Genomic DNA, 18,688 nt, shown 5'->3' on the forward strand with positions numbered 1-18,688 from the left:
TTATCAATTGCTTATTTAATGCTGCAGCGGGCTAGCATTAGTGGCGCTCCTTTGTTGGAGATTGGATTGTTGCGCCAACTGCGTTGTTTGTTGCACTAACTTGGCTCTTTGTTACGCTAACTCCGCCCTTTGTTGCACTATCTCCGCCCTTTGTTGCACTAACTAGCCTCTTTGTTATTTAGCAGAATATTCATGTCCTAAAAACCTCGATTCTCAACTATTTATAACAACCCGAGTACATTTGATTCACATTGCTCAAATCAAATACTCAAAAATAAAAACCGTTCTCCACAAAAAGAACGGTTTTCCGAATGGTTATTTTGTTAAATCAAAATCTATTGGTGATACTCCCCACTCTTGGAGCTGTGCGTTAATTTTAGAGTATGGTTTACTACCGAAAAAGCCTCGGTATGAACTTAGCGGACTTGGATGAGGTGCTTCGATAATAGCATGGCGACTTGTATCAATCAGTCGTTTTTTTTGTTGTGCTGGTTTACCCCAAAGTACGAAGATGATAGGTTGTTCACGGTCAGATAACTTTTGAATTACTGTGTCTGTAAACTGCTCCCAGCCTTGTTTTTTATGTGAATGAGCTTGTCCTTCACGCACCGTTAAGACGGTGTTTAACATGAGCACGCCTTGCTCTGCCCATTTCGTTAATGTCCCGTCTAATGGAATCGTAAAGCCTAAATCTGACTCCAATTCCTTCAGCATATTTTGTAAACTTGGTGGATGCTTTACACCTTGTTTCACAGAAAAGCTTAATCCATGTGCTTGACCTGCTCCGTGATATGGATCTTGGCCTAATATGACAACCTTCACATCATCGTATGATGTATATCGAAAAGCGTTCCATACTTCAGATTTGGGAGGATAGATTGTTTGCGTGGCATATTCGTTTTCTAAAAAATTCTGAAGCTGTAAAAAATACGGCAGATTAAATTCTGTACTGAGTACTCGCTGCCAATCGTTGTCTAAAATTTGCTTTGTCATCTATTCTACTCCTTAAATTCGACTGTCACGTCATATCCGACAAGTGCAAACATATCAGCGACAGAACTTTGCGCGTTACTTTTTGCTGTATCAATAACTCCTTGAGTGGTAGCTTCTTCAATCATTAGTTTTTTTGCTTCTTTAGCAAGTTCATATGCTTCGCTAATATCTGCTTTTTCTCGGAATAGGCCTTCACTTGAAAAGACTTGAACATGATCAAAGTCTATTTGCGGCTCCCCTAATATCTTTGCAGTTGGCAATGTAATCGTAGCTATTTTCTTTTCTTCATTTAATTCAATATCTTTTTCGGTAATCTTTGAAAAGTCTACACCTGCTTTAACGCCACCAGGTATAACAACTAATAATTCTCTTTTAGTTCCAGGTAAGTTTACACCAATCTCTTTTCCGAAAAGTTTATTGTCAGAGCGCTCAATCATGATCTTTGTATATGCCTCAGCTGTTGTTAGTTCATTTAAATTTTGAATACGTTCCATAATTGAACCTTTATTTTCTGTGAATGTACTACCTTTAATAATGTTCATAGTTGCAATCGGAATGATTATTAATAGCGCTAAGACAATAATAGTTGCCCAAACATACCACTGCATAAAGAACTTAGGTATTAAAAATTTGCGTATAAAGCCTTTTTTTCTATCTTTCCTATAGTAAAGAGACTCTGGAGAATCAAGAACTGTGGCAGATTGTTCTTCTGACTTTAATTCTTTTAACATCTTCTCAAGCTCTCGTATTTTTTTATTTGAAGTCACCTTAATCCCTCTCTTCTATTAATCTAAAAAGGAATTTAATATTCCCGATATTCAATTCGACATTATTCTACTATGTTCACTCCTATTATAAAAGTTTCTTCTCTATTAATACAATCGATTGAATTTGGTGATTAACGGCAATATTATTTAAAACCGTATTAGAGTAATATAATGGAAAGGAGTTGGTGGAATGGCTGATTTACAATGGCGAGAAAAGGTGAAAAGAATTACGAATGTAGCTGAAAGTGGCCAACACGTGCCAGAGCAGGCAAAATCGTTTGGCATGGGCTGTTTCTATATATTTTTTGTTCTAATTATTTTACTTTTTCTATTTTTATTAATTGGATTTATACAAAAGGGACATTACATAGCAGCTAGCATAGTAGGTTTACTTTGTTTAGGTGGGATTATTATTATTCGAAGAATTATAAATGCAGATCAGTTACCTAAATAGAAATCCAAACTGACCTTATTAAAAAGTTCATTTTTGACCATTTCATTCTAGCCAGTTATTTCGTTATAATAGGACTATTCAATTACATTTTTTATATTCGGAAAGTTTCATAAAATAAGTTTTTCATAAAGGAGTCTATTTCAATGTCACTAAAAAAAACACTAACAATTGCCGGCACAGATGCTTCTGGTGGTGCAGGTTTACAAGCTGATTTAAAAACTTTCCAAGAGCATGGCACATACGGTATGTGTGCAGTGACTGTTGTTGCTACAATGGATCCAGACAATAACTGGTCTCATGGTGTATATACATTACCAATCGACGTTCTTAAAGCTCAGTTAAAAACAACTCTTTCTACTGGTGTGGATGCAGTAAAAACAGGGATGATTTCTACTGAAGAAGCTATTCAAGTAGCTGGTGAAGCAATTGCAAACTCTGGCACAACAAACGTTGTTATCGATCCTGTAATGGTATGTAAAGGTGAAGATGAGGTATTAAATCCAGGAAACGTTGAAGCTATGATTAAATACCTTCTACCACAAGCACTTGTTACAACACCAAATCTTTTTGAAGCTGGACAATTGGCTGGAACAGGTACACCAAAAACAATTGAAGAAATGAAAGTCGCAGCACAAAAAATCCATGAACTTGGCGCTAAAAACGTTATTATCAAAGGCGGTAAAGCGTTACAACATGAAAAAGCTATCGACCTATTCTCAGATGGCGAAAAATTCATCCTGCTTGAAGCTGATAAAGTAGATACTACATATAATCACGGTGCTGGTTGTACTTTTGCTGCTGCTATTACAGCTAACCTAGCAAACGGTTTATCTGTAAAAGAAGCTGTTTTCGAATCAAAAGCTTTCGTTGCTGCTGCTATTGAACATGGCTGGAAATTAAATCAATTCGTTGGCCCTGTTATGCATGGTGCAAAAGGCGTTTATGGTACTCCGAAAATCACAACTACTGAAGTTTAATATCGAATATTATAACCTTCGCAATTTCATTTATTGCGGAGGTTTTTTATGTATATCTTTCCATATTTAAACGATGTCTAAGAATTTATGATGGGACAACAGTTCTTTATGCAAAAAAAGCATTTCTTTTATATAAACAGGTTGTCCTTATTTAAAAGAACATAAAATAAAATCATGCACTCTTAAATAAAGGAACAATTTTTTCTTACTCTACTTCTATAGATACAACTTTCAGCTTAATTCTTACAAAGCATATAAAGAAAATATATTTTTTGAGCTTTCGAATCGCATTCGTAGGAATTTTTCTCTATACTAGAGAATAGATTGCTAGCTGTTGGAAGGAGAATTTAAATGGAAATAGTACAAATAGAAAAGCTTCAACAACTTCTTAATTCCTTTGCGAATAAAGATATTTATATACATTTAGAGACAACCAACGGGGCTTATGCCTCTCATTTCAATGAAAAAGTATTCAACGCTGGTGCATTTATCCGTAACGTTAAACTGCAATATGAATTGGGTAAAGTTACAGCAGATGTTCCTCACCGCGTTGGTTTGAAAATGGCTCATGGCTGGGTTTATGCACAAGGCATTACTCACTTTGAAATAGATGAACAAAATCGTTTGTTAATGGCTGGACATGACTATGACGGCAAATTAGCAGTAGCACTTGAAATTAGCGAAACACCATTTACTTATTAATTAAGGAGTGATTCAGATGACACTACAACCTGAACGACACGTACTTGTCGTATTCCCGCATCCTGATGATGAAGCATTTGGTGTTTCTGGCACCATCTCAACTTATGTCAATCAAGGTACACCTGTCACATATGCATGCTTAACACTTGGCGAAATGGGACGTAATCTTGGAAATCCCCCATTCGCGACACGTGAGACTTTACCTTTAGTCCGTAAAAAAGAATTAATAGCTTCATGCGAAGCAATGGGCGTTACAGATTTACGTATGATGGGCTTACGTGATAAAACAGTAGAATTTGAAGATGATGAGAAAATGGTTCAAATGATGACTGATTTAATCGATGAATTGAATCCATCTTTAATTATCACATTCTATCCAAATTACGCGGTTCATCCTGACCATGAAGCAACTGCTCGTGCTGTTGTGCGTGCTGTACGTCGCATGCCAGTTGAACAACGTCCGAAGTTACATGCTGTAGCTTTTGCGAATAATACTGGTGAAGGTCTCGGCGAACCAGATATTGTAAATAATATCCGTGACGTTCGCGAGCAAAAACTTGGCTCAATGCGCGCTCATATTTCTCAAACTGCTTGGATGCTTGAGGAAAATGAAAAGCGTCTAGAAGCAGGTGAACCAGAAGCTGAAAACTGGTTAACTTATGAACGTTTCTTCAGCTATCGCTGGCATGAAGATTTTGAAGAGCAATTTTAAACGAATTACTCCTCCCCTATCAATTTTTAACTAAAATTGATAGGGGATTTTTTTATTTTTCATAAGTAAATACAAGGATTCGCATTTGTTATTGTCTGAAAAGTACGTCTTTTACCTAAACTATTTACATCTGAATGTAAACTCTTTATGATGAATAAATATTCAACTATAAAACGAGGTATTTAATATAAAATGAAAAAATTCCCTATATCTACTTGGCTATTATTTATAATCCCGTCACTGATTGGCGTATTCTTATTTATGACGCCACTTAAGACAGCTGATGGCTGGAAGGTTCCTATTGCGATTTTGGCGAATTTACTTGCTGGATCTTTAGTTTCATTCATTTCCTGGTTCACAGTTATCGTATTTTTCATCGCAGCATTAGGTTCAGTTGCTTATCACTTCATTCCGCAAAAGAATCCTGAGAAACCTACAATGTTTGATGGAATATTCCGTGTAAATTGGTTTTGGACAATCGCACGTGTACTTGGTTTTGTCTTTGCATTCATGGTTGTCCAAGATTTCGGTCCGAGCGCAATCCGTAATGAAAACACAGGTGGACTGTTAATGGATCCAGACGGTGGTCTTGTGACTTTCCTATTCACGATTTTCTTATTCGCTGGCCTACTGCTTCCATTTTTAACTGAATTCGGTTTACTCGAATTCTTCGGTACAATGATGGTTAAAATTATGCGACCATTATTCAAAATTCCTGGACGTTCTTCTATTGATGCATTAGCTTCTTGGATAGGCGATGGTACAATTGGTGTCCTTTTAACTAGTCGTCAATATGAAGAGGGCAACTATACACAAAAGGAATCAGCGATTATCGCGACTTCGTTTTCAATCGTATCCATCACATTTTGTATCGTTGTAATTGATACCGTACATTTAGGTGAATACTTCATTCCATTTTACGGTGCGGTTGTTCTATGTGGTTTAGTGTTAGCATTAATCATGCCACGTATTTACCCCCTTTCTAAGAAAAAGAACACGTATATCAATGGAAAACCACTTGACCTTGAGCGCGAAAAATTGCCAGAAGGTTATAATATGATTACACATGGTTTAGAAAATGCATTAAATACAGCTGAACGTAATCGTAATTTCAGTAAATTTTTCGTCGATGGTTTTAAAAACGTTTTAGATATGTGGTTTGGTGTTGCACCGATCGTTATGGCATTTGGTACTGTAGCGTTAATGCTTGCCGAGTTCACTGGCATATTCACTTTCTTAGGAAAGCCATTCGAACCGATTTTAACAGTTCTAGGTTTACCTGAAGCTGCTGAAGCAGCACAAACTATGGTTGTTGGTTTTGCTGATATGTTTTTACCTACTATTCTTGGTTCTGGTATTGAGTCAGACTTAACACGCTTTGTTATAGCCGGTGTTTCTGTTTCACAGTTAATCTACATGTCAGAAGTTGGTGGCTTAATCCTTGGTACGAAGATTCCTCTTAACTTTTTCGAGTTAATGGTTATTTTCTTATTACGTACTTTGATTTCTTTACCAATTATCGCGGGTATCGGACATTTAATTTTTTAATAACAAAAGCAGGACAGTCTTATGTAAAAGGCTGTCCTGCTTTTATTTATTCAACTACTACTTTATATATTAAGTAACCTTAAAATATTTTTTCTGAATTCGTACAACGTTTTATTTATAGATAATTTATCTTTAATATTAAATGCTGTTTTAAAAATATGTTTATTAATGCAACTACAAATAGATACCTATTCCTGTATATTACAAAGAAACCCTTGTTTTAAACATATATCGATCATAAATTTCTTATAACCTACAGATTCAAATACAACACCAATTGCTTGTCCACTTAGCTCTATTATTTCACCTTTACCAAACACATGATGCTCTACATAGCTATTCAACTGCAAATCTTCTTTTTTAGTAATGGCATTTACGGGAATATCTCGAGCAGGCTTACTTTCTCGATAACCAACTTCCTTTTTCACTAATTCCTTCCCTTTTACTAAACGGCGTACTTGTTTTAAGAACTGAGACTCCTCTACATGTTCATCATCTTTTAGGTGGTAAGTAAGCAACTCCAAATGCTTACGTGCACGAGTCATCCCTACGTAGAAGAGACGAACTGCTTCTTCTATCGGTTCGCTATTACCCTCGTCCTGTTGTTTTAAATCATCTTTAGAAGGAATAATGCCATCAACTAGATCAATCATATACACGGTATCATACTCAAGCCCCTTTGCACTATGCAAAGTAGATAAAGTAACTACATCACGCCCTTTGTTTGACCAAGACGTTTTCATAATTTCTTCTAATTCCTTTAAGCGTTTTGCGAATGCCTCAAGATTTGGTAGACCAATCGCAATATGCTCTAGTTGGTTTAGAACACCTAATAATCCTTCCTCATTAAAACCAAGGTGCTCAGCTGTGTTACGTATCGATTTTTCATAGCCTAGATTTTTGCGAATGATTTTAATCGCTTCTTCTGGATCTAGTATATTTATCTTTTTAATTAACTTCTTCGTCTTATTTAATGCCTGCTCCTGATAATCTGCGTGTCGGACCGATTGAAGCTGATCAAAAACTGAAGTTTTGTCATTATTGTTTTTTAAATACATCATTTGTTTTTTCGTAATGTAAGCATTCATTTTCGTATGCACTTTCTCAAGAATGTCTACACGTGAATCATTATAGGAAAGGCGCATAAAATTGATAATATCTTCTACAATCCAATGTCGGAAAAATTTCAAATCTACGTCTTTCATATAGAATGGCAAACCTGCTTTATTTAACTTATCCACTAATCTGATGGCTGAAGAATTATTACGGTATAAAATGGCCGTTTCTTGAGGATTACTTCTATTCTCAATTTCTTGAATTACGTAGTTCAGTTGTAACTCATAGCGCTGCATATTGTGGATTTCAATTGATTCACCAGATTGATTTTCTGTGAACATTTCCTTCGTATAGCGCTTTGGGTTTCGTTTGATGAAGTCATTTGCTGTTTTCACGATTTCTGGTGTGGAGCGATAGTTTTGAGTCATTGTTAAAATCTTAGCTTGTGGATAATTCTTTTCAAACTCTAATAACTTTTGGACATCCGATCCACGCCACATGAAAATAGATTGATCATCATCAGCTACAACGCAAAGATTGTTTTGTGGTTTGGCTAATATCGTGATAATTTCATGCTGTATTACGGAATTATCCTGACTCTCATCCGTTAAAATGTATTCAAAGCGGCGCTGATATTTCGTACGAATTTGCTCATCCTCTTGTAAAATACGTAAGCAGTAAGTGAGCATATCATCAAAATCCAGGAGTGGATGTTGCCGATTTTGCGTTTTGAATTGTTCATACGCTTTATACATATCGCCAATACCTGAGATAGAGGATTTCACGGTACTTAACTGCTTATTTGAAAGCATACGATTCTTTACATAGCTTATATAGGTAAGGAGCTCATCCATTTCATCTTCAGTTGGATTTGTATCCTTTATCTCCGTGAATATATTTCGAAGAATTATTTTTTTATGAAGTGGGACGTCATTACCCCCTTCTACTAGTTGAAAAGTTATGCGTTGCTTTGCAAAGTATTCTCGCACTACTTGAAAAGCAAAGCTATGAATTGTAGAGAAATGTACCTTTTCATGCGTAAGTTTGCCAAAGAATTGGTCGAAGCGCTGTGCCATATCTTGTGCAGATGCTTTACTAAATGTAATGGCTAAGATCGCTTGTGCTGGTATTTTCTTCACTAATAATAAATAGCCAATTTTCATATTCAAAGTCGTCGTTTTTCCTGAACCGGGTGATGCTAATAATAGCAATGGACCATCGGAATATCGAACTGCCTGTTTTTGTACATCATTTAATGAAACACCCGTATATTGTTGCATTTTATCAAAGAAATTCATTTGTACTCGTAATCCTTTCCGTTCATTCATACTGTTCTTTCTATTATAACTGAAAGCTAGTTGGAAACGCTTTTTTGCCCGCTTAAGCAAGAAGTCACGAAACATTTAGAATTAACTTAATATTTAGTCCATTAAGCTTGAATAATATGTTAAAATGAATAAATGCATTTTATGGAATCGGAGGTTAGACGAATAATTATGACAGTATCAGATGTGAAGACCGTTCAGGTGGAAAATGTACTAATTGCTTATCAATTTTTAAAAGATGTTGTTGCACACACACCACTACAAAAAAATGAGTATTTATCTGAAAAGTATGGTTGTACCGTTTATTTAAAACGTGAAGACTTGCAACATGTACGTTCTTTTAAACTACGAGGCGCCTATTATAAAATTAAAAGCATCGAGAATGATGCACGTGAAAAAGGTGTTGTTTGTGCAAGTGCAGGCAACCACGCGCAAGGCGTTGCATATGCTTGTGCAAATTTAGGTATCCGTGGGCATATTTTCATGCCAACGACTACTCCTTCTCAAAAAATAGATCAAGTGAAAATGTTTGGACGTGAATTTGTAGAAGTTATTTTGTCAGGGGATACTTTTGATGATTCTGCTAGAAGTGCACAGGCATTTTCAAAGGCTGAGGAACATATTTTCATTCACCCATTCGATGATATAGATGTAATCTCTGGACAAGGCACCGTTGCCGTTGAAGTGATGAATGATATTGAAGAGCCAATTGACTATGTATTTGGTAGTATTGGTGGGGGTGGCTTAATTGCCGGTGTATCTGCCTATATTAAAAACCTTTCCCCTCAGACTAAAATTATCGGGGTTGAGCCAGGTGGCGCTGCGAGTATGAAAGCAGCTTTTGCTAATGGTGGTCCTGTTGCCTTAGATCATATCGAAAAATTTGTTGATGGTGCTGCTGTACAACGTGTTGGCGACACTACATATGCACTTTGTAAAAAGTATGTTGATGATATTATTGCTGTTCCTGAAGGTAAAGTGTGTACGACCATTTTAAGCTTGTACAATAAGCATGCAATTATTGCTGAACCAGCGGGTGCTTTACCAGTTGCAGCACTAGATGCTTATCAAAACCAGATTAAGGGAAAATCCGTAGTCTGTATTATTAGTGGTGGTAACAATGATATCGGCCGTATGCAAGAAATTAAAGAGAAATCCTTAATTCATGAGGGTTTATTATACTATTTCATCGTCAATTTCCCACAACGTGCAGGTGCACTTCGTCAGTTCCTTGGAGAAGTACTTGGTCCAGATGATGACATTACAACATTCGAATATACGAAGAAAAATAATAAAGAAAGTGGTCCAGCACTTGTAGGCATCGAATTAAAGCGTCCTGAAGATTATACTGGTTTGCTTGGCCGTATGAAACTTAACGGTTTCTCATTTAAAGAAGTGAACAATGATAGTACGTTATTTGCTCTATTAGTTTAATATTAATAAACGGAATCTTCTGATTATAGGGGATTCTTTTTTTATTTCTCTGCTTTGCAATCTTGTCTGATCCCACGGTGAAATTCTATTTTTACTTTTAGATTTTGATGTAGGTAACAAAAAAACAGGAACCCATAAATGGGGCTCCTGCTTTAAGTTTCTACTTATTAAACACTTAGTAGAGTTCGATCTGATACAAGCTTTTCTCCGCGAATACGTTGGAATGCATCCATTAGATCGGCGATTGTTAAATCTTTCTTCGCTTCTGGGTCAACCTCCAAAATGATTTGGCCTTTATCCATCATTATGAGGCGGTTACCTAGATCAAGCGCTTGTTGCATATTGTGGGTAACCATTAATGTTGTCAGATTATCTTTTTCAACTAACTGCTTTGTTAAACTCGTAATAAGCTCTGCACGTGAAGGATCCAGTGCAGCTGTATGCTCATCTAACAATAAAATTGATGGCTTTGTAAATGTTGCCATTAGTAGTGATAATGCTTGGCGTTCGCCACCCGATAGCAAGCCGACTTTCGCTGTTAAACGGTTCTCCAAATTAAGATGCAATGATTCCAATGATTCGCGGAAAAACTCACGCCTCTTTTTATCGACTCCTATACGCAAGCCACGACGCTTATTTCGGGAATATGCAATTGCCAAGTTCTCTTCTACGGTCATCGTTGGTGCTGTACCTGCCATTGGATCTTGAAAGACACGGCCAATTAAATGAGCGCGTTTATATTCGGGATATTTGGTTACGTTTTTCCCGTCTATTTCAACAGTACCAAAATCAGGTGATAAAGCTCCCGAAATCATATTCATCATTGTAGATTTTCCAGCACCGTTACTACCAATTACAGTGACAAAATCACCTGTTTTTAAATCTAGATTAATATTATCTAAGGCAATTTTCTCATCAGGCGTTGCTTCGTTGAAGATTCTGTTGATTCCCTCTAGTTTAAGCAAGATGTTTCGCCTCCTGTTCACTAGTAACCTTACGTTCTGCACGACGTTTCGCTTTACGTGCACGCTCTTTACGTTTTTCAAAGAATTTAGGTAATATTAACGCCACGACCACAATTAATGCTGTGATAAGCTTCATATCGCCTGTATCTAAAAATTCAACTCGAAGTGCGATAGCAATGACGATTCGGTAGATAATCGCTCCGACAATTACAGCTAAAGTTGTACGGACAATTGTTTTAGTTCCTAAAATCGCTTCCCCGATAATAACAGAAGCTAAACCGATAACAATCATCCCTATCCCCATACTTACATCTGCAAATTTCGTATACTGCGCAATAAGGGCCCCTGATAAAGCAACCAAAGCATTTGAAATACCCAGCCCTAAGATGATTAATGTATCTGTATTCGCAGAAAAACTACGAATCATTTTGTCATTATCACCTGTTGCACGAATAGCTAAACCAACTTCCGTTTTTAAAAACCTATCGAAAATAATTTTAATCACAAAAGTTACGATGATCATGATAAAGAATGTACCCCATGTTTTTGGCACATTTTCAATACCTATGCTGATTAAAACGTTATTTATTGCTGTATCAATACCTAGATTACCCCACCAACCAAAGAAGATGGTGAACAGCGAATCGACGTTCGAAAGCGGTACGTTTGGACGACCAATTGCTGTTTCTGTCGTCGCTCCCATAATACGTAAGTTGATGGAATAAAGAGCAATCATCATTAATATCCCAGATAATAAAGGATTTATTTTCGCCTTCGTATGAAGTATCCCTGTCATACATCCCGCTAAAAAACCAGCGATAATCGCCGCTGCTGTTGCTAATGCTGGATGGTAACCAAGAACAATTAAAGTCGCTGCTGTTGCAGCACCTGTCACAAAACTACCATCCACTGTTAAATCAGGAAAATCTAAAACTCGGAATGTAAGATACACTCCGAGCGCCATAATTGCATAGATGATTCCTTGCTCAACAGAGCCAAAGATTGCTGTAAACATGTAGAATCATCTCCTATCTATTCGACTACTTCTGCTTTCCATTCGTCTTTGATGTCTAAACCAAGTTGTTCGGCTGCTTTCTTGTTAATCTCAAATTTTAAGTTTTTAGGATAAGCCACTGGAATATCTGCTGGTTTTACACCATCTTTTAAAATTTTTACTGCCATTTCTCCAGCTTCATAACCGATATCTGAATACGCAAAGCCAAAAGCACCTAGACCGCCTCGTTTAACAGAGTCTAATTCTCCAACCATTACAGGAATTTTCTTATCAGTTGCCACATCCAATACTGATTCAAGTGCTGTTACAACTGTGTTATCCGTAATGATATAGATTGAATCTACTTTTCCTACTAATGATTCAGTTGCCTGTTTTACTTCTGCTGATGTTGAAACAGATGCTTCTACAATTGTCACACCTAATTTTTTAGCTTCTGCTTTTACCATATCCACTTGTACACGCGAGTTTTGCTCTCCTGAGTTGAAAACCATACCTATTTTTTTAGCTTTTAGTTCTTCAGCTAAAAACTTCACTGTACTTGGAATAGCTTCTGGATGTGTATCAAGAGTACCTGTTACATTTCCACCTGGAGCCTCCATTGATTTTACAAGCTCTGCTCCTACTGCATCTGTTACAGATGTGAAAAGAACCGGAATATCCGATGTTGCAGCTGCAACTGCTTGAGCACTTGGCGTTGCGTTAGCGAATATTAAATCAACACCTTCACCAACTAAATTATTTGCTGCCGTTGTATTAATACTTGGATCCCCTTGTGCGTTTTCAATTTTGAAATCTACTTTAAGACCACTATCTTCAATTGCCTTTTTGAATCCTTCAGTAGCTTCATTTAAAGATGGATGTTCAACATATTGAGAAATCCCAATTTTATATGTTTTCTCATCTGATTTTTCAGATCCGGAATCACCTGATCCCGCAGAGCCAGATTTATCTTTGCTTCCACACGCCGCTAATACTAGCATTGCTGCAAATAACAAAAATGCTAACTTCTTGTAACCTTTCATCATTTGAATTCCCCCTATTTGAATCGTAATCACTTCTATTGAACTAGTGTGATTATAATTAGTGTTATATTACAGGGCTAAAAGTCAATCGTCAACAACATTATGAATCTTCCGACAATTTAAAATATAGTACCTTCGTCACTTTAACGCGTTGAATGGTTGAACATCAACGTTTTAGTGTATATCACTTAAATGTGAACATTTTGTGAACACTTATAAATGAAGGAAATAAAATTAATTTTATCCTATTTCAAAATTAAACCGCTCATAAATGCATTAGATTAGAATAGCAAAAAATACCCTTATATACTTTCAAAGGGCTAGAAAAAACTTTAAATAGGAATGGATTTCATCTTAAAATCGACATAAAAATAAAAAACACTAGGCTCCAAAACAAAAAATTGTTTCAAAGTCTAGTGTTACTTAAATACATTGGTAAGAAACGCTTATATTTATTGCTAATTTTTCGCTACGTATAAATGTTTCACTAATTCCTTATTCTTTTCTTTGAAAATATCATTATGAGATGATACCATACCATACTCATATGCATCTGGTATTACATATTGCTTTGCTTTATTTACTGCATTTGCTGCATCTTGAAATGCACCTGCAATTAAATGTAACTTTCCTTCATGATTTAAAATATCACCTGCAGCATATAGACCTTCTACAGACGTTTCACTTAAAGGACTTCCTGCAACACTATATTCATTTGCCATTTCTATATTTAATCCACTATTTGATGTCAGTTCTTTATCTCTATCATAACCGTGATTAATAATAACTTCATCAACAGGCAGTTGAATAATATTGCCATCTTCAAGACTCAACAACTCGACTTTTTCAATACGTTCGTGATCATTTGAGGCAATTAGCTTTTCAATTGATGTATTTAGTAAACACTCAATAGAACTATTGAATAGACGTGATACCTCTGCTTCATGCCCTTTTAACATATCTTTTCGGTAGGTTAAGTAAACTTTTTTGGCAATGGGCTCCAATTCATTTGCCCAGTCTATTGCAGCATTTCCACCACCTGAAATCAATACAGTTTTATTTTTAAAGCGTTCTAGAGATTTGACAGTATAATGTAAATTTGAAATTTCAAACCGTTCAGCGCCTTCGATATCTAGTTTTGTTGGATTTATAATACCGCCCCCAACTGCTAAAATAACTGTTTTTGAAAAGTGTTTATTGTTTGCTGATGTTGAAATAATAAAGTTCCCATCTCCGCCTTTATTAATTGACGTAACTTTTTCTCCTAATGCTAACTTAGGATTGAAAGTCATTCCCTGCTGAATCAATTGTTCTATCAATCGTTCACCTGTAACAGGTGTCAGTCCACCAATATCCCAGATCATTTTCTCTGGATACACATGCACTTTTCCTCCCAGAAAAGGTTGGAATTCGATAATTTTTGTTTTCATTTCTCTTAGACCACTATAGAAAGCTGAAAAAAGTCCTGCTGGGCCACCGCCAATAATTGTTACATCATATAATTCTTCTGAATTCATCTTGTATCCTCCTGTTTAACTTATTGTTTTAATATTCAAAATTCATACTCTATGCTTTTGACTTTGCAAGTAGATATAAGAAATAGGGTGCTCCAATAACTGCAACGACAATACCAGCTGGAATTTCAGATGGTTGTAATATCCATCTACCTATCGTGTCAGCAGTTATTAACAAAAGGCTACCTATTAAAGCCGCTGTCGGTAAGAGATACTGATGTTTTGCACCCACTAGTTGTCGTGCTAAATGTGGTGCAATTAAACCAATAAAGCCAATTCCTCCACTAACAGATACACTTGCACCAGCTAAGCCAACTGCAATTGCTAGTAAAATTAATCGCTCTTTTTCTATAGCTAGTCCAAGGCCCGTTGCAGGTATCTCTCCAAGATTAAATGTATTTAGAACACGCGCCTTCGAATAAGCGATTGGTAATAAAATAAGAATCCAAGGCAATAATGCCAATACAAAGCTCCAGTTAGAACCCCAAATGCTACCTGCCATCCAAATAGCAACAAATTGGTAGTTTTCAGGTGATAATCTTAATGTCAATACAATCATTGCCGCACTAATACCCGCCGCTACTGCAACACCTGTTAGCAATAGCCTTGTAGGCGAAATTCCTTCACCACGTTTATATGCAAGTACATAGATCAGAATAGCTGTAGCTCCTGCACCTACAAACGCTAATATAGGAAGAAAAAAAACTGGCGCTGCTGTTGTAGTTGGAAAGAACGAAATAAATAACATGACTGCTAAACCTGCTCCTGAATTTATACCTAAAATTCCTGGATCAGCTAATGCGTTCCTTGAAACTCCTTGTAATATGCTCCCCGATACAGCTAATGCCATTCCTACTAAAATGGAGATAACAATTCGTGGTAATCTGAAATCAAACAAGATTATATTCTGTTTATCCGTCCCCATTCCAAATAATGTTCGAACTAATTCAATTGGAGTGAGCCTTATAAAACCTGTACCCATACTTATCATGAACATAATAATGATGAGGAGACAAATAGTGAGAATAAGAAAGATATTCTTCCTATGTTTTTTTTGTTGATAAGCAGATATGTAATTTTCCTCAGTCACAACTCTTTTCCTCCTTTACGAGCAAGGTAAAGAAAGAATGGAACGCCAATCAAAGCAATCAATGCTCCTATAGGTGTTTCATAAGGTGGATTTATCATTCTCGCAGCAAAATCAGCTAGTATAACTAATAGACTCCCTAAAATTGCTGAACAAGGTACAATCCAACGATAATCGCTGCCAACAAGAAAACGCGTTAAGTGAGGAACAATTAATCCAACAAATCCAACGGCACCTACAACTGAAACGGCTGCTCCCGCCAACACTAATACGACAACTGATCCAAAGAATTTTATCCTCCCAGTTCGTTGTCCCAGTCCAATCGCCACTTCGTCTCCTAGACTAAGCAAAGTGATTGATTTTGATAGCATGATTGCACCGATAATTGCTGCTATTATCCAAGGAGACATAACTTTAAGATGCTCCCACTTTGTACCCGAAACACCACCTGCATACCAAAACGCCAAATCTTGACCAATGCGAAAATAAATTGCAACTCCTTCACTAAGCGCTCCGAGTAAAGCACTGACTGCTGCTCCTGCTAATACAAGACGCATAGGTGTTAAACCACCCTTTGCTAAAGAACCCACTCCATAAACAATGCCAGCACCTAAAGCTGCTCCAAAAAATGAAAATAAAATTATATACATATAAGGTAAGCCAGGAAAGAAAGCAAAGCAGATAGCAAGCATGAAAGCAGCACCTGCATTTAATCCCAATAGACCTGAGTCAGCTAATGGGTTTCGTGTCATTCCTTGCATAATAGAACCTGCTACAGCAAAACACGCTCCTACTAAACCTGCTCCAAGAACTCTTGGTAGTCTTATATCTTGAATAATTTGGTGTGTAGTTAAATTGGGGTTAAATTGAAAAACAGCAGACCAAACAGTTCCAAAATCAATATCTGCTGCACCAAATGATACTGATAATCCTATAGCGAATAAAAGTCCTATTGTTCCACCCAGTAATATGACAGTTGCAATAATTGGACGTGAGCCCTTATATACTTTCTTTAAATCTATTGATTCTTCTACTGAATCTGACATCTTCTTTCTCCTTACTTTTATTCAACAGTTTGCAATAAGCATTCCGTTTCTTTATTCAATTGATAAGATAAGCAAATTGGATTCTGGCTAAAAGGACATGTCATTAATATTGCATTAATATCAAAAACTGCTTTTAAATTTTCACTTTTCATTACTTTTTCCGGTTTTCCTTCTGTAATAATCTTACCGTCCTTCATCGCAATCATATAATGCGAGAAACGTGATGCATGATTCAAATCATGCAGTACCATTACAATCGTTTTCCCTTCCTCTTCGTTTAACTTTTTAAGCAATAAGAGAATATCAAGTTGATGAGCTAAGTCCAAATACGTTGTTGGTTCATCCAATATTAAAATTTCCGTATCTTGTGCAAGGGCCATTGCAATCCATACGCGCTGTCGTTGTCCACCTGATAACGCTTCTACCGGGCGATCTCTTAGCTCACCTAATCCAGTGACTTCAATTGCCCAATGTATATGTTGTAAATCTTCTTTTTTCAATGTACCAAAGCCTCTTTGGTGTGGAAATCGGCCGTATGAGACTAATTCAAATATTGTAAGTCCAGGTGGTGCTTCAGCGCTTTGTGGCAAGATTGCCATTTTCTTTGCAATTTCTTTTGTGGAAACTTGTTGAATTGCACGCCCGTCTAGAAAAATTGCACCCTTTTGTGTCTTTAAAATCCTTGCAATTGCTTTTAAGAGCGTTGATTTACCACATCCATTTGGACCAATAATGGTCGTAATTTTTTTTTCAGGAATTGCGGCACTTAACTCTTCTATAATTACAGTGTTTGTATACCCAACTGCCACATGATCAACAGTAAGAACTGACATATTTTTTCATCATCCTTCCTTTGCCTTATGACAATTCAATTGATAATGATTATCATTGTCATTTATTTCAGTATAAAGTATGTTGGAAATATTTACAACGTTTTTCCGATAGCTTAAACATTCCTGTCGAACTACTACTGAATAATGATCAATTTAATAGTTTTCTATAAAAAGAAAGATGTTCCCTCACCATTAAGTAGGCAGGGACCACCCTTTTCTATTGTTTAAGATTAGTAAGCCAAGTAGTCAGTTCTTCAACTTGTGCAAGTGTTGCAATGGGATCATAATACCAAGAGCGTTCTTCTGGCCAAATATATAGACGGTCGTTCTTAACCGCTTCCAAACTGCCCCAAATTGGATCTTTCTTAAAATCTTCAACTGTTCGACCGTTGGAAGTCATGATAATATAGTCCCCAGCGTATTCTGGTATCATTTCCTCGGAAAGCTCTGCCCATTGCTTCTTCATAATTTCTTCAGCAATACTCTTTGGAGGTTTCCTTCCGAAAGCTTGATAGACTGCCTGGCCGCCACGACCAAAATTGTCACCGTATACATATGTCACCTTTCCAGCGTCTTCCATAATTGAGAAACTGCTATCTTCTTTAATAGCTGCGTCTACCTTGGCTTTAGCATCTGCAATCTGTTGGTCGTATTTTTCTAACCAAACTTTTGCTTCATCTTCCTTATTTAATAGCTCCCCGAAATAAGTTAACTCCTCGTGAGCATTTTTTAAATCACCATATGGAATAACAATTGTAGGGGCAATTTTGCTTAAAATCTTGTAGCTTTCATTGTTCCCCGTAATAATTAGATCAGGATTCATTGCTAGTATATTTTCTGCAGACGGTTTCCCATAAACTCCTGTATCAGAAACACCTTTTAATTTATCTTTGAAATAATAGTTTTTAAGTGTCAATTCGGGTGCACCAACTGGAATTACATTTAGAGCGATTAGACTACCTAAATATTCTTCTGCTACAATGCGTTTGGGTTGTGTAGGAATCTCTATTTCTCCATTTATTGTACTTATTGTTTTTGTTGTTTTACTCTCTTTAACATCTGAACTCTTAGTTGTATCCTCTACTGTTTTATCATTATTTGTACTGCTACAAGCAGATAGGGCTAAAACCATGAATACAAGTAGCGTTACTACTATTCCTAATTTCCAATTTCGATATTGTTGTATATACAAATTAATATCCCCTTGTCTATTACATCCTGTTAGTTAATTTTCTTTT

The 18,688-nt window shown here is 36.5% G+C and carries 17 protein-coding genes; 6 read left to right on the forward strand and 11 right to left on the reverse strand.

Annotated elements, in window-relative coordinates; genetic code table 11:
• Positions 1 to 315: 315 nt before the first annotated feature.
• Positions 316 to 993 carry a uracil-DNA glycosylase gene (locus MHH85_RS17485; RefSeq protein ID WP_340707889.1) on the reverse strand — a complete coding sequence of 226 codons (678 nt, stop codon included), beginning with the start codon at positions 991 to 993 and terminating at the stop codon, positions 316 to 318.
• Positions 994 to 998: 5 nt separating this feature from the next.
• Positions 999 to 1,760, reverse strand: coding sequence for a DUF4230 domain-containing protein (locus tag MHH85_RS17490; RefSeq protein WP_193738301.1), 762 nt, complete (start codon positions 1,758 to 1,760; stop codon positions 999 to 1,001).
• Positions 1,761 to 1,950: 190 nt separating this feature from the next.
• Between MHH85_RS17490 and MHH85_RS17495 the strand changes: the two genes are divergently transcribed.
• The 5 genes from MHH85_RS17495 to MHH85_RS17515 all read left to right on the forward strand — a co-directional run bounded on the left by MHH85_RS17495 (position 1,951) and on the right by MHH85_RS17515 (position 6,153).
• Complete coding sequence (locus MHH85_RS17495) at positions 1,951 to 2,214, forward strand: hypothetical protein (protein ID WP_053417947.1); 264 nt, start codon at positions 1,951 to 1,953, stop codon at positions 2,212 to 2,214.
• A gap of 143 nt (positions 2,215 to 2,357) precedes the next feature.
• The gene (gene thiD / locus MHH85_RS17500) at positions 2,358 to 3,191 is read left to right on the forward strand and encodes a bifunctional hydroxymethylpyrimidine kinase/phosphomethylpyrimidine kinase (protein ID WP_340707890.1); all 834 of its coding nucleotides are present in this window, start codon (positions 2,358 to 2,360) and stop codon (positions 3,189 to 3,191) included.
• 351 nt (positions 3,192 to 3,542) lie between these two features.
• The gene (locus MHH85_RS17505) at positions 3,543 to 3,893 is read left to right on the forward strand and encodes a YojF family protein (RefSeq protein ID WP_193738298.1); all 351 of its coding nucleotides are present in this window, start codon (positions 3,543 to 3,545) and stop codon (positions 3,891 to 3,893) included.
• Positions 3,894 to 3,909: 16 nt separating this feature from the next.
• Positions 3,910 to 4,605, forward strand: coding sequence for a bacillithiol biosynthesis deacetylase BshB2 (gene bshB2 / locus MHH85_RS17510; protein WP_193738297.1), 696 nt, complete (start codon positions 3,910 to 3,912; stop codon positions 4,603 to 4,605).
• A 192-nt stretch (positions 4,606 to 4,797) separates the two neighbouring features.
• Complete coding sequence (locus MHH85_RS17515; RefSeq protein WP_193738296.1) at positions 4,798 to 6,153, forward strand: YjiH family protein; 1,356 nt, start codon at positions 4,798 to 4,800, stop codon at positions 6,151 to 6,153.
• A 188-nt stretch (positions 6,154 to 6,341) separates the two neighbouring features.
• Here the strand turns inward: MHH85_RS17515 and MHH85_RS17520 are convergent, their stop codons facing one another.
• Positions 6,342 to 8,537, reverse strand: coding sequence for an ATP-dependent helicase (locus MHH85_RS17520; protein WP_340707891.1), 2,196 nt, complete (start codon positions 8,535 to 8,537; stop codon positions 6,342 to 6,344).
• Between the two features lie 168 nt (positions 8,538 to 8,705).
• On the opposite strand from MHH85_RS17520, the gene ilvA reads away from it, so the two are divergent.
• A complete protein-coding gene (ilvA, locus tag MHH85_RS17525) occupies positions 8,706 to 9,968 on the forward strand; it encodes a threonine ammonia-lyase IlvA (RefSeq protein WP_340707892.1) in 1,263 nt (420 codons plus the stop codon).
• A gap of 167 nt (positions 9,969 to 10,135) precedes the next feature.
• On the opposite strand, the gene MHH85_RS17530 is transcribed toward ilvA, so the two are convergent.
• From MHH85_RS17530 to MHH85_RS17565, 8 genes are all read right to left on the reverse strand, one after another.
• Positions 10,136 to 10,933 (reverse strand): ABC transporter ATP-binding protein, encoded by a 798-nt coding sequence (locus tag MHH85_RS17530; RefSeq protein ID WP_193738294.1) that lies wholly within the window; start codon positions 10,931 to 10,933, stop codon positions 10,136 to 10,138.
• Positions 10,926 to 11,948, reverse strand: coding sequence for an ABC transporter permease (locus tag MHH85_RS17535; RefSeq protein WP_340707893.1), 1,023 nt, complete (start codon positions 11,946 to 11,948; stop codon positions 10,926 to 10,928). Before MHH85_RS17535 ends, MHH85_RS17530 begins: the two co-directional genes overlap by 8 nt.
• A 17-nt stretch (positions 11,949 to 11,965) precedes the next feature.
• Positions 11,966 to 12,973: an ABC transporter substrate-binding protein gene (locus tag MHH85_RS17540; protein ID WP_340707894.1), complete on the reverse strand. Its 1,008-nt coding sequence runs from the start codon at positions 12,971 to 12,973 to the stop codon at positions 11,966 to 11,968.
• Between the two features lie 455 nt (positions 12,974 to 13,428).
• Positions 13,429 to 14,487 (reverse strand): NAD(P)/FAD-dependent oxidoreductase, encoded by a 1,059-nt coding sequence (locus MHH85_RS17545; RefSeq protein ID WP_340707895.1) that lies wholly within the window; start codon positions 14,485 to 14,487, stop codon positions 13,429 to 13,431.
• A 49-nt stretch (positions 14,488 to 14,536) separates the two neighbouring features.
• Positions 14,537 to 15,520 carry a FecCD family ABC transporter permease gene (locus MHH85_RS17550; protein WP_370588366.1) on the reverse strand — a complete coding sequence of 328 codons (984 nt, stop codon included), beginning with the start codon at positions 15,518 to 15,520 and terminating at the stop codon, positions 14,537 to 14,539.
• A 50-nt stretch (positions 15,521 to 15,570) separates the two neighbouring features.
• The gene (locus MHH85_RS17555) at positions 15,571 to 16,617 is read right to left on the reverse strand and encodes a FecCD family ABC transporter permease (protein WP_193738290.1); all 1,047 of its coding nucleotides are present in this window, start codon (positions 16,615 to 16,617) and stop codon (positions 15,571 to 15,573) included.
• Positions 16,618 to 16,634: 17 nt separating this feature from the next.
• A complete protein-coding gene (locus MHH85_RS17560) occupies positions 16,635 to 17,450 on the reverse strand; it encodes an ABC transporter ATP-binding protein (RefSeq protein ID WP_193738289.1) in 816 nt (271 codons plus the stop codon).
• Between the two features lie 217 nt (positions 17,451 to 17,667).
• On the reverse strand, positions 17,668 to 18,642 hold the full coding sequence (locus tag MHH85_RS17565) for an ABC transporter substrate-binding protein (RefSeq protein ID WP_227751972.1): 975 nt from the start codon (positions 18,640 to 18,642) through the stop codon (positions 17,668 to 17,670).
• Positions 18,643 to 18,688 lie beyond the last annotated feature (46 nt).

Origin of the sequence: Viridibacillus sp. FSL E2-0187 (genome assembly GCF_038006425.1) — a bacterium.
In the GTDB taxonomy this organism is placed as follows: domain Bacteria; phylum Bacillota; class Bacilli; order Bacillales_A; family Planococcaceae; genus Viridibacillus; species Viridibacillus arvi.